Genomic DNA, 12,464 nt, shown 5'->3' on the forward strand with positions numbered 1-12,464 from the left:
TGTGACCTTCATACTTTTAGACGACTGCATTATCGACCAGACGGTTGAGCCTCCTGGCCGTTATCCCTTGCGCGAAGTTGTTGATCCCTACTGCCTAGAATACAGCGTTTCCCTTCTAACAGATGAGAAGCGCCGAGCCATTTTTGAAGCAATCGGATCAGAGGCTCTCGCTGAGGGGTTGGAGAGGATCTATGCGGCCGCTGGGTCGTTCGATGAAGGCGAAGCCGCGCAAACTATTCGACTGGCGGAATGGCATTTATACAATGCGCACTGGGCGGGCTGACAGCATTATGTAATTACTCATTTATTATTTATTTTATAGGTGAGGTTGATGGTTTATTCGAAAGGTTCCCGGATCGATACAAAGGAACCTTTGCCGGCGAGGTATGGCAGCTGCGTAGATTTAAGGCCGCGTCCACGCGGGCGTCCAGTACTATGGCGCTCCGGGTTATGTCGATGTCTTGGCTGGGATCCAATGACCTCAATAAACAGACATAATAAGGGCACCCAATGTTTTCCACTTGGCCCAATAATAGGTTCGGCGCGAATTCCGCCAACGCGCAGGTTTTTTAGTGGACACTTGCCTGTTGCAGAATCTCGCGGCGCCGGAAAAGTCATTTTGTTGCATGACCTTGTGGAGTGAGATATCTCCGGTATTCGACAAATTGTCGTATCGCGACTTTTTTCAGAATTGGCCATGAGATGCAGACACCAAATCAGTCGAGTAGGTTTGACGTTGTCCTGATCACCGGCAAGACCGTTAGTCTGTCACGGCTGGAAGTGACATCCGTATTTCTTCACCCGTGGATACTTCTTACCTATTCGGCGCTATCGCTGATAACCGTAGCGATGAACCAACAACCCTGGACACAAGGCATGCCCCTTTGGCTGCGGGTAGCCATTTACTTCTTATCCAGCGTTGTCGGACTGTCTGTAGCATGGATGACGCTTATAGCGCTGTCTTGGACGGTCGCCGGTAGGATTTTGCGCAGAGTTCCGTCAATCATTTTTGATCTGACCGGCGCTTTTGCGAGCCTGTTGACAACATATTGTTTGGTGATCTTTCAAAAAAGGTCAATAAATATTTTTAGCATATCAAGTGTATTTATATATGTTTTCTACATTGTTATAATTGTACATGTAAGCATTTTTTTGTGGTCTGTTATTATCCCGAAAATTCTTCTCGAAATACGCTCTCGGGACAATTTTTTGGCACTAAAACCGATCGATGAGGTCGTCGAGACCGATGAAACGGCCAAACATGAAGCGTCTGTTCCTCCGGTGCAAAATAGTAGCGATGAAAATAGAACAGTCGTGGTTGGAAACTCAAGGATACTGCTTACCTCCATTCAGCACATAAGTGCCGAGGGTAACTACGTCAGAGTTCATACTAGCAATTCAAGTTATTTTGAGGCAGCCACCATGAAGATGGTTCTGTCGCAAGTTCCAGTCAATCTCGGACTGCGTACCCACAGAAGCCATTGGGTATCCTATTCAGCTATCCATAGCGTGGAAAGCGATGGCCGCACTTTGAAAGTTAACCTAACTTCGGGTGTCCAAGTGCCCGTATCGAGAAGCAACTTGGGCCGCGTAAAAAGACTCGCTAGCCCTGACAACACAGTTGAGTGTAAATAACGGGCATGTATTCAGGTCTCAACACCCACGACGCAACCACGGATCAGCATTTGACCTCAGCCTTGCGATTAGAGCGGGATGATTTTAGGTGGAAACGGTTTAGCCCTTTAGCGCCTCCCCTGATTTGGCTTCGCCGAACTTCGTTTCAGGGGAGGGTGGCGCGCAGCGCCGGGTGGGGTTAAAGCAGGGGGAGTTAACCCCACCGTCTTTGACACCTGAGCGGCGTCAAATCCACCTCCCCTGAAATCAGGGGAGGTGCTTGAATTACGATTCCATCAAAAGTCATACCGATCTAGACAACCCCATCACTTACTTTCTGAAAACTCCAGTCTTAAATGGCCTCGATTTTCGGGGGAGCAGTTCAACAAAAATGGCGCTCCCTGAAAGAGTGCGGTCTTGTTTTGGGATCGGTGGACCTTAGCGGCTCAGGATAATCGCGGTGATGATACCGGTCGCGCCCGAAGCCAAGACATAGCGGTTATCAACCTTGCGCCATTCGTAGCCTTTGGGCGGCTTCGACAGGCCCCGGACTTTGCGGTAATCGACTGCGCGACCACGCTGCCAGTCGATGTAGGCGACGTGTCCCCCTTTACGGAAATCGGACTTCGTGTGCCAGCCGCGATTATCGCGGTCACTACGGTCGTCCTTGCGGGCAGCCTGTGTACGGCTGTCGTTGTGTTGCGGCTGAGCGACAGCCATATTGGCGGTGGCCAGCGAGGTTGCCATCATCAGCAGGATGGAAGCGGATACGATGCGTTTCATAACGGGGCTCCTTTTGGTTAGGTCCTTTCGACCTCCCCAGAATGCGTTTCGTGCGCTGAACTCTACATGAATGATTAAAGGTATCAGTGTGTTGTTTATGTAATAGTAGTGAAATGCTGTCGTAATCTCGCCATCGCGTATAAAAGCCGACATTTCTCATTTGAGCGCCTTATTGTTGGCCCAATGGCGATAGGACAACCGGACGCCCACACCCGAAATTCCTGACAGACCCGAGCCCGGGTCGAGGTCTTCGATTATGTCGAACGAGCGTCATTCGACGCTTGGCTATGGCCGCATAGCTGCCGGCCTAAATGCGGCGCAGTCTGATCTGCGTCCTTGAATCAATCTGATTGATTGCGTTCGTCATCGATCCTTTTTTTAAGCGTGCATGCCGTAATCCCCATTCTTCGGGAAAAGGCCCTCGAAAATGAGGTTACGTTCTTGTAGCCAACCCTGGTAGCAACGACAGCGATGGAGAGGTCTTTTCCGCCATCCTGGATCAATCTCACGGCCGCTTTCACGCGATGGTTTTCAATTGTTGCTGACACACCCGCCTCGACATCAAACAGTCGGTAAAGAGCCGCTCGAGATAGTCCCATCTGCCTCGCAATGGAGCCCGGCCCTAAACTGGGATTCGAGAGATTGTCCTCTATAAACTGGTAAACGCGCTGTTTAAGCGCGAGGGCAGAGAATCTGGCGAATGAGCCCTGGGCAACTTTTTCCGCGACCACTCGGGTAACCAGCTTGATGAGGGCGGTAGCAAAATGACGACTGGCTGACATTGTCAGTATAGGGAGGATACGGTCGATCATACCGAGATAAGCCGACAGGCCAGATCCCGCGGCGGCAAGCTCGCCATTGACAAGACCGTCCATTTGCCCGGCTATCCCCCCAAAACGCTGGCGGGGGATATAGACAATAATGACATCCGAACCTGTCATTTCGTGAGGAATCGGATGCGGCAGGGAGTGCAGGGACACGGAACCGAACGCTTCGTGTGCCAATCTTTCTGTCTCAGCCTCAGGGCGGGACTCGAGGACATCCTGCGGGGGTAAAACCATGTAGAGGTAATAGTGATCTGTGGTGTGGCTCCTCACGTGCCTTTGGAACGACCGACCGAGATTTTGTCCGCGGCAAAACACAAGATCGCCAATCTCCCAGGCTATAAGTTGAAAAGGTCGAGTCAGAGCATCGGCCGACTGAACGCCGTCATCTGTACGCTCGTCCAACGTGTTGCGGCTGATATGCCGGCTAGGCGAAGCCGAGGTGCTCCCGCCTTTCACGACGATAACCGGTTTCACTATCTCGTCCACGTGCTTTCTTATCATCTTAATGTATCTCCAATTATTTTATTAAATGACTGGAAATTCTAGAGACTTTTTAATCAGTAACTGAAATGAAATTTGTGCTTTTTCTTTTGGTTCCGGTTGAAATGACGCATCTTTATCAAGAAGGCAGTCGCAGTACTTATTGCTGAATTCTAAGAGTTGCTTTGAGTCGCGAAGCCCTATTTTTTTGGCTTCTAAATGAAGGTGTGTGTGGGGGCCCATGTCGCGAATTCGGCGCGCCGCCATAACGCCTCGTAATTGATTGACATATTTAGTAACGCCACCCTCTGGCTCAAACAGGCGGTAGAGGGTTGTTTTGGACAATTTAAATTTTGAAACCAATGTTCCAAAACTCAGATGATTATCTGAAATATTCTGAACCAGATAATCACGTATAGTGGCCTTCACAGAAGTCGGGCTCACGAAATTGCTCTCACCCACACGTCGATTGTCTTCGGCATATGCTGATAATATATCTCTGATTAAAAAGAAGAAGTGCTTTAGGTCTGTTGCGCCAGATCCTCTGGCCGCGTCCACGAGTGATTTTAGCACGTCAAAAAGCAGGTCTCGGTAGGGGGACCGTATCGGTTGGCCTAACAGACCGTCCAGGGACCCGCTCAAAGCGGTGAAAAAATCTCTGCGGATATACAGCACGGATCGCGCCCCTCCCGTCGAAGTTGCCCAATAGGGATGGGAGAGGGAGAGAAGGTGCACCGAATGAGGAACCGTTTCGAAGGCTTTATATACGCCATCCGCAATCAGGCATTTCACCGTTGCGTTCTCGCTATGACTGAAAACCAAAAGATAATGATCCAGGGAGGAGGACTCAGCCAGGCGCCGTGATCGTCTATAGATCATTGGCGGTAACCGCTCTTCGACCAGCACGAAGCTTCCAAAGCTGACGACATCCGCAATAAGTGCATTATCGTCGTCAGGCATCTCTACTTGCTCAACAAGAATGTTTCCGCTGAAATATCGCGACATGAGCGATTGCGGTATAATATTATTTGAGCCGCCGATGATGTTGGACAAAGCACACTTTCCCCGAAAGTCGGATTTTTTAGATATATTGATTTCAGTTGCGCGCAGATGGTTCCTAGAATCACGAATTCAAGGCCTCCTTTCCATTTTATTTTTAAAAATGTGCGAAAAGACCTTTGCTGAACTCAAGAGGACCGTGCCTGTTTTAAGAAAGACTCAACCTCGGACTGTAGCTTGCTCGCTTGCTGTGCCAGATGGTTCGCAGACCTGAGCACATATTCCGAAGCCTCAGAGGTGTTGTTTGCGGCCTGATTGACGACGCCTATGTTCATCGCGACCTCCTGTGTACCATTCGAAACAAGCAAAATATTGCGTGATATTTCGTCCGTGGCGGCCCGTTGCTGGGACACAGAGGAGGCAATGGCTGATGCGACCTGATTGAGCTGATCAATAACAATCGTAATGTTTCGGATAGCGTCGACAGACTGCGATGTGGAGGTCTGGATCTCTGATATCTGACGCTCAATCGATTGAGTGGCGCGCGCCGTTTCGTTCGCGAGCGATTTTACTTCTGTCGCAACGACCGCGAAACCCTTTCCAGCCTCGCCAGCTCTCGCGGCTTCAATCGTCGCATTGAGCGCGAGAAGATTGGTTTGGCTAGCGATCCCGCTGATAATACCGACGATCTCGCCGATACTATCCGCAGCATGCGATAGGGTTTCAATTTGTGTGGCCGTAGTGGCTGCCTCTGCCATGGCCTGCGAGGCTATGACCGCCGCGTCACCAACTTGACGGGAAATCTCGCCGATAGAGGCAGCCAATTCCTCTGAGGCAGCGGCAACGGTTTGCACGTCGTTCGATGCGCGCTCTGAGACACTGCTTACCGACGCGGATTGCCGTAAAACCTGCTGGGACCGCTCGGAAAGCTCAGCGGCGGTTCCGCTGAGCCCGGAGGCGCTTTCGCTAACATTGGCAACGATTCCGCCGACAGAAGCTTCAAAGGTATTTGCCAGCGCGGCCAGAGTCTCCGACCGTTCTCGTTTGCCGGCATCGAGATAAACTGAGATAGCGTAGTCCGTGTCCAGCATAACGGCCTTTACAAGCGCCTTCTGCAATTGCAGCGCATTTTGAGTTGGCTGCGAGCGAAGGCGGAAAGCGGGCAGGCGCCGCGCGTAACGACGTGCCACGGCTTCAATCATTGCGCACAAAAGAAAATTGTAAGCGCCGATATACCAGTGCGGTTCTAGCCCTATCTTGTTATGTACCTCTCCTATCTTGGTGACAGAAGTGAGATAGTCGGTACCGAACTTGCCGTTCGTTATGAGTTCCCAGTGCTTGAGCTGCATGGCCTTGGCATGCATCATGTGTTGCCGGTTCTTGAAAAACTTTGCCGTTTCTTCAAACCGCGCCACGTGATCGTAGAAGGCATCAAGGGCCGAAGGCAACTCGCCGAGAATAAACGCCTTATTTGCCCGTAGCGTATCCCGGATATTGCTATCCAGACCGTGAAAGTTCAGGCGCTGAGAGTTCACAGAGTCAGTCATATGGGTTCCTGCACGACGCGGTAACTTGCCCGCACAAGTCACTCGAAAAAGGCCCCGCACATGATTCCAGATACAGCTTGAACGGGCTTTCCCTAGCGTAATTTTCAACCAAATGCGGATGATTGAATGTTTATCATATATCGATTCATGCGGATTGTGAAAATAGATTATGTTATAATATAAATAACTAATATTATTTATTAAGCGGTATTAAAAAAATATTTGCAATTAATAAATTATATTTCGTTTTATTATTGTAAAATTTAACAAATGCATATTTAACAATTTAATTACTTTGCTTTTATTTTCGTAAGCCCAATCCCCGGGGAAAACAAGGTAAAAAAATGAGACGGAATGAAAAATCCTCAGCGCGCTTTAGCGGTGAGGTGCGGCCTGCTTAAAGTTGATCTGCCGCAGGCAGGGCCTTGGATCCGAATAGGCCGTATGGGTGCGACAATAACAATCTCAATTTGGCAGTACGAACGCCGCTCACGGCATTTGGCCTCCGAATACAAAAACAGCCGTCGGCAATTGCGCCTTGCCTCGTCTCACCAAATGGCTCTACGGTCCGTTACATAGTGTTACGGAGCGTGATGTCGATATGCCAAACACCGTTTTGATTCTCGAGGACTCGAAAACACAAGCACTTATTATTGCAGGGCTTTTTGAAAGAAACGGTTTTAAGGCGGATTTTAGCCATACACGTCATGAGGCACTTCATAAGTTAAGCAGTCGCCGGTATGCCCTTGTCGTCCTAGACGTATTTATCGGAGACGAGAATACCCTTGACTTCCTCGACCTATACCGAAAGGCGGCGAGGGACGCCCCCATGGCGATCATGACCGCCGGCAGACGAGACATGCCGATGGCGGGAAGCCAGGCGCTAAATAAGGCTCGCCGCTCACACGTTGATTTCCTTCTCCCAAAACCTTTTGACTTCAATGATGTGCATCAGATTTGCGAGGAGGCCGAGCGGATTAGTCGACGTAAGGGGCCAGCCAAACGGATTCTAGTGATTGATGACGATGCCTATGCTCGGATTATGTATCGTAGTTATCTCGAAGAGGAGGGGTTCTATGTGGCCGAGAGCACTTCTGTTGAAGACGCTCTGGTCAGGCTGGAGATTACACGCGTAGACGCCATACTTATCGATCTGATCATGCCGGGTGTCGGGGGGATCACGGGTATCAAGGTCATTGGAGCCACATGGCCCGATGTACCGATTATCGCCATGACGGGGTATGCTCAAAATCCTGAGACTCTTGCAAAGGCGATATCCCGGGGTGCCGTGAGTGCTTTGGCAAAGCCATTTACCAAAGAGGTCCTGCTGAGTGAGTTGAAGAAGGCGCTGAGCGATGACCGGATAGTGGAAATTTAAGCCGTGTCATTTGCTCCTGTCCCAGGACTGGTCTGAAACACAGCCGGTGCTTTCGCTTTAACCCAAGGCCCTTCATGGCACGGTGTGCTCATGTTTATCGAGCCAACGCAGCCGCGTGAGGTTCAGCTCGATCGCCAGTTCAATTCGGGGGCGTTCGACCGGGTCAAGGGTTTGCATGTAGGTTTCCATAGACTGGATTTCGTCCTCTATGGTTTGCCGCAATCGGGGGAGGGCTTCCTCCCGGCGTGCGCGGGTCAGTTGGGACCACATCCCGGCACGCAGGCGGAAGGGATCAAGGCCAACGCTCGAGGCCCGGGGGAGGTCACAGATCCAGTTTTCCAATCTCGTGATCCCAAGGGCTGTCAGAGACAAAAGACTGGTCCGCCGGCCCGAACCGGTTGGCTCTGACATAATAAGCCCGCGTTCGGTCAGGCGACGGATAGCAGGGTATACAGCACCGGCGCTCCCCCGCCACTCCAGCGACCGCGAGTCCTGAAAGGCCATGCGTACCTTGAAGGCCGTCCTAGCCGCCCGGTGATGGATCTCCGACAGGATGGCCCCTTCGAGTTCGGTGAGGCTTTCTTGCAAAATATTCATTTGACCTATTCAGTTGTAATGGTGCTAATCGGACTATTGTGTCTTAGAAAGGTATCTCAATGTTCGTGCCGACTCTAAAGTGTGCGCTCTGGCTCTCATGTCTGGCCTGGGGCAGCCTAACGTCTAGCTTTGCCTCTGCGCAAGGTGCTTCCCCGACCCCAACCCCGCCACCCGCCCGGATACCGTTGTACGTCTCGGACGGGCGGGCCTTGCTGATGATGCGCGTCAATGGGGGCCACCCGGCACCTGTGGTCTTTGACACCGGAACAAATGGTAATCTGCTTTACAAGTCCTACGCAGACTACCTCGGCGTTCCGAACGTTGGCCCCTCAAACTCGGTTGACGGAAGCACTGGCTTACCCGTTCCCGGTTATACGACCCGACTTTCCGGCGTAACCTTAGGCGGCTATGCCATAGCGGAGGGGCCAGCGACCGTCTTTGAGTTCAGGGATGAGGACGAGGTGGGCATTTTCGGTCCCAACAGCTTCCCCGGTAAGCTCGTCGAAATGGATCTGGCACATGGAGAACTGAGAATAGTCGATCCCGTCTCGCCATTATCACCCAAAGATCCGGGCCATGCATACTCACAAGATGAGAGGCTTCCTGTTGTGACACTGGACCTTCCCGGTGCCTCAGTTGAAGCGACGCTCGACACCGGCAATGACAGCGCTTTCCTGTTGCCCCTCTCGCTCGCCAGCCAGATCAAACTCAAAAGCGAGCTCCGTAAAATAGGGATCGCCACCTCTGCGGCTGGCACGCAACCGGTTTATGAGGCCGTCGCGGATGGTCCTGTCCGTGTTGGCGGGGTGGTGGTCGATAGTCCTGTCGTGCGGTTCATAAAAGGAGGGACAGCTAATGTCGGGTTGCCGACGATGCGAAAACTGAGGTTCGTTTTTGACCCGACCAATGAACTGACCTGGGTGCTCCCCAAAAAGGATTAGATGAGGAAAGTTAAAGCTGGCGTCTTAAAAGCCTGTTCGCGTCTTTGACGGGACAATTGAAATTCTTATCGCGGTTCGCCTCTCCAAGGCGTCTCCGCGGTTCATTGCCGGCAAATGTAGCCGGATGGCTCAATCGGTACTGTGAGCACGCCAGAATCTGCGTAGGTGTAAGGTATGAAAGATAATGTTGCTGCGTTATCAAAACGAACGGTTCTCTGCGGTGCCGTCTCCGTATTGGTACATGCCTCACTGGCGAAAGCCGGGTCGGGCGTCGCTTTACCGGATATGATCCAGACGTTGCGCGAGCACCGTGTGGAGAGTGCATCGGTTGCGCTGATCCGTAACGGTCGCCTGGTCGCGGCAGAGGCCTGGGGTATGGCGGGACCTAACCATGCGGCGACCGTTGCCACACGCTACAATCTGGCTTCGCTGACCAAGCCCCTGACCGCAGAGATCATCCTGCGACTCGTATCGGCGGGCAAACTCTCGCTGGATGAGCCGATGGATGCGTACTGGAGCGATCCCGATTTAGCGAGCGACCCTCGACGGAAGAGCCTCACGGTTCGCATGGCGTTGAGCCATCGCGCCGGATTACCGAACTGGCGCGATGCCAAGGGCCTTGCCTTTGATCACGACCCGGGGACGACGACAGGCTATTCGGGCGAAGGCTACCAGTATGCGGCACGCTATGCTGAGCATCGGACAGGGCAGTCATTCGAATCCCTCGCCCAGCGCTGGCTCTTTATGCCAGCCCACATGCGTTCGTCGGGATATGTATCTACACAGGGGGTGTCAGGCCCGGTCGCCACGCCTTATGATGACATGGGCAGGACCATACCGGTTGAACCCGTCACCCATTACAACGCTGCTGATCTGGTCCACGCCACCGCCAGCGATTACGCGCGCTTTCTTATCGCTGTATGGCAAGACAAGGGCCTGTCCTCGGCGGTTGCCACGGAACGCAGCCGGTCTCAGGCGGATCTGTATCCCCAGACGTGTGGCGGTGCGAAAGCGGCCACCTGTCCGCCGTGGATCGGCTTCGGCCTGGGGTGGCAACTCCTCGGGTTTCCCGGCGGTACGACCCTGTTGCATACGGGTAAGGATGCGGGTGCATTTACCTTTGCGACCATCGATCGGGCCAATGGGGATGGGATTGTCATCCTCACCAATAGCGATAATGGATGGCGCCTTATTCTGCCGCTTCTTGAGCGCACGCGCAGCCAGCCTAAACTGATCGACTTTCTGCGCGGTCAAATGAACGGATAGGACTCTCATTATGACGACTGCAATTGCCATCGCCGCGGCTTTACTGGCGACCCCCGCCGATCTGCCCAGTGATCCGCTAACCACTGAAATCCGCGCGCTCGATGCGAAAGTGTTCGACGCCTATAACCACTGTGACCTCGAGACCTTCTCAGCCTATTTTGATCCCAAAGTTGCCTTTTATCATGATACGGGCGGGGCGACGTTTGACCGCGACGCCGTGGTAGACGGGGTTCGCAAATACATATGCTGCAAGGTGAAGCGGGAGCTGATAACAGAAGGCTTCCACGTCTATCCCATCAAAGACTATGGTGCTATCGAGGAAGGGGAGCATCGGTTTTGCGAGATGGCCACCGGTCAATGTGAGGGCATAGCCAAGTTCGTGATGGTCTGGGCGAAGCGGGATGGGGCATGGCAAATCACCAGCGTCCTCAGCTATGGCCATCGCGCCGCGACGGCCGCGGAACAAACGAAAGCCGCTGACCAATAGTGGATAAACTGCTGTAACGGCTTTTGTGAGAGGCGAGGCGTAAGGATGTGATTATTGTTTGTTCCGGTCCCGCTGTGTCACCCGGTTTCCTCGCTAAGGAAGTGGGGCGTCGCGCGCGGTCACTTTTCAGTTGTTAGATGCCGAGGCAGTGGCCCGACTTTAACTCAGAATGAGCTGCCGACGGTTTGGTTGGGGAAACTTATCCATCGTCTCCAGACGCTTCTTACGCCATCCGTGTGTTTCGCCTTGCGTCGGTCGCTCGTGACCACAAATCACCCATGGCTTAGGTTACGGTCGCGCCTAGAGCGGGATGATTTTAAGTGGAAGCATCATCCCGCTCTAAATTTCTGTTTTGTCGCGCAATTTTTCCGAAAAGTGGTTTCCACTTTATCGGATTGCGCTCTAGGGCTCGTGCCCCATATTTATGTGGCGCTGGCGCGTCGTCTCATCAAGTCTTAGGAAACGGGCGGCATTGTTATAGAGAATGTCGCGTTTTTGTCCGGCGCTGAGGAAAGGGGCCTCATTGATTACGGCAATTCCTCGCTCGATAGTTTCCGGCCAGACCATCTGATCGCTGCCAAACATAACGCGGTCGCCGAAGCCACCATCGATCAGCGCCTGTAGATAGCGGTAGAAGGCGGGCCTGGGTTGCGAGTATACGATCACGCCCGTATCCACGTAGACTTGAGGGTGGGCGTATAAAAGAGCCAGGGTATCATCCAGCATTGGAAAGCCGGCATGCATGATGTTCACCCGTAGCTTCGGGTGTTTGACAAGGACGTCTTCCATGAGAAGGGGATTGCTTAGGCTGGCGCGGTAACCAGAGCCCGGCAAATAGGCAACGCCCATGGGGCCCGGGCCTATGTGTATTGAGACCGGAAGGTCATTTGCCTCAGCGGCTACCCATATCGGTTCCAGTCTTGGATCGTTCGGCGCTATACCGTCGTATTGCGGACCCAACTCGCCGACGACCGTAATGTTACCGGCCGCTTTGGCGGCGGCAAGCTCCTGTGTCAGGCTGTTTTTCGGGGGCATGTTTGGCATAAGGCTTGGGAGCACACGTTCTGGTGCTTGCTTACGCCACTTCGCAACCATCACCGCACGCCCACTCACGACGCCGATAATGTTATTACGCTTCATGATGTCGATGGACTTTGTCATGACCTCGTCATCGGTCAAAGGTGACCAAACAGGGTCTTTGCAGGTCGGGTGTTTGAACCAGGATATGAAGCTTGACATAAAATCCTGTGTTTGATCCCATCGTGGCATCTGCTCAAACGGGCTGCACATGGCCAATGGGGGCGGGCCTTCCTCGTCAGCCGCCATCGCGTGCATATGCATGTCAATAATAGGCAGTTTCCCGGTCCCTGCCGCCGGCGCAGCGCTGACCGGGGCGGCGGTAAGAGCCGTAAGGAATACGGCATTTATGAACATGGTGCGCATATGAACCCTTTATGTGTCGGTTGACGGGCTAGCCATTATCGGAACGCCTGGACTTGGGCTGGGGCCAAAGCCTGTGTTGTAAAAAGGTGGACCGTAGTCCAC

General features: G+C 52.8%; 12 protein-coding genes. 6 read left to right on the forward strand and 6 right to left on the reverse strand.

The window, feature by feature from the left end:
- Position 1: 1 nt before the first annotated feature.
- A complete protein-coding gene (locus ASTEX_RS11930) occupies positions 2-283 on the forward strand; it encodes a hypothetical protein (RefSeq protein ID WP_013479892.1) in 282 nt (93 codons plus the stop codon).
- Between the two features lie 659 nt (positions 284-942).
- Positions 943-1,635 carry a LytTR family DNA-binding domain-containing protein gene (locus ASTEX_RS21125; RefSeq protein ID WP_425359026.1) on the forward strand — a complete coding sequence of 231 codons (693 nt, stop codon included), beginning with the start codon at positions 943-945 and terminating at the stop codon, positions 1,633-1,635.
- A gap of 417 nt (positions 1,636-2,052) precedes the next feature.
- On the opposite strand, the gene ASTEX_RS11940 is transcribed toward ASTEX_RS21125, so the two are convergent.
- From ASTEX_RS11940 to ASTEX_RS11955, 4 genes are all read right to left on the reverse strand, one after another.
- Entirely contained in the window at positions 2,053-2,397 is a 345-nt protein-coding gene (locus ASTEX_RS11940) for an RcnB family protein (RefSeq protein ID WP_013479894.1), read from the reverse strand.
- Positions 2,398-2,738: 341 nt separating this feature from the next.
- Complete coding sequence (locus ASTEX_RS20525) at positions 2,739-3,377, reverse strand: helix-turn-helix domain-containing protein (protein ID WP_168148146.1); 639 nt, start codon at positions 3,375-3,377, stop codon at positions 2,739-2,741.
- Between the two features lie 372 nt (positions 3,378-3,749).
- On the reverse strand, positions 3,750-4,757 hold the full coding sequence (locus ASTEX_RS11950) for an AraC family transcriptional regulator (protein WP_041659350.1): 1,008 nt from the start codon (positions 4,755-4,757) through the stop codon (positions 3,750-3,752).
- A gap of 134 nt (positions 4,758-4,891) precedes the next feature.
- A complete protein-coding gene (locus ASTEX_RS11955; protein WP_013479897.1) occupies positions 4,892-6,250 on the reverse strand; it encodes a globin-coupled sensor protein in 1,359 nt (452 codons plus the stop codon).
- Positions 6,251-6,851: 601 nt separating this feature from the next.
- Here ASTEX_RS11955 and ASTEX_RS20530 point away from each other — a divergent pair.
- Positions 6,852-7,628, forward strand: a complete 777-nt coding sequence (locus tag ASTEX_RS20530; RefSeq protein ID WP_013479898.1) for a response regulator — start codon at positions 6,852-6,854, stop codon at positions 7,626-7,628.
- A gap of 72 nt (positions 7,629-7,700) precedes the next feature.
- Here ASTEX_RS20530 and ASTEX_RS11965 read toward each other — a convergent pair whose 3' ends face one another.
- Complete coding sequence (locus ASTEX_RS11965; RefSeq protein WP_013479899.1) at positions 7,701-8,225, reverse strand: PadR family transcriptional regulator; 525 nt, start codon at positions 8,223-8,225, stop codon at positions 7,701-7,703.
- Between the two features lie 215 nt (positions 8,226-8,440).
- On the opposite strand from ASTEX_RS11965, the gene ASTEX_RS11970 reads away from it, so the two are divergent.
- From ASTEX_RS11970 to ASTEX_RS11980, 3 genes are all read left to right on the forward strand, one after another.
- Positions 8,441-9,166, forward strand: coding sequence for a retropepsin-like aspartic protease (locus tag ASTEX_RS11970; RefSeq protein ID WP_168148148.1), 726 nt, complete (start codon positions 8,441-8,443; stop codon positions 9,164-9,166).
- A gap of 174 nt (positions 9,167-9,340) precedes the next feature.
- Complete coding sequence (locus tag ASTEX_RS11975; protein WP_013479901.1) at positions 9,341-10,432, forward strand: serine hydrolase domain-containing protein; 1,092 nt, start codon at positions 9,341-9,343, stop codon at positions 10,430-10,432.
- A gap of 10 nt (positions 10,433-10,442) precedes the next feature.
- Positions 10,443-10,919 (forward strand): nuclear transport factor 2 family protein, encoded by a 477-nt coding sequence (locus ASTEX_RS11980; protein WP_013479902.1) that lies wholly within the window; start codon positions 10,443-10,445, stop codon positions 10,917-10,919.
- A gap of 402 nt (positions 10,920-11,321) precedes the next feature.
- On the opposite strand, the gene ASTEX_RS11985 is transcribed toward ASTEX_RS11980, so the two are convergent.
- On the reverse strand, positions 11,322-12,362 hold the full coding sequence (locus ASTEX_RS11985; RefSeq protein ID WP_013479903.1) for an amidohydrolase family protein: 1,041 nt from the start codon (positions 12,360-12,362) through the stop codon (positions 11,322-11,324).
- Positions 12,363-12,464 lie beyond the last annotated feature (102 nt).

This window comes from Asticcacaulis excentricus CB 48 (assembly GCF_000175215.2).
Taxonomy (GTDB): Bacteria; Pseudomonadota; Alphaproteobacteria; order Caulobacterales; family Caulobacteraceae; genus Asticcacaulis; species Asticcacaulis excentricus.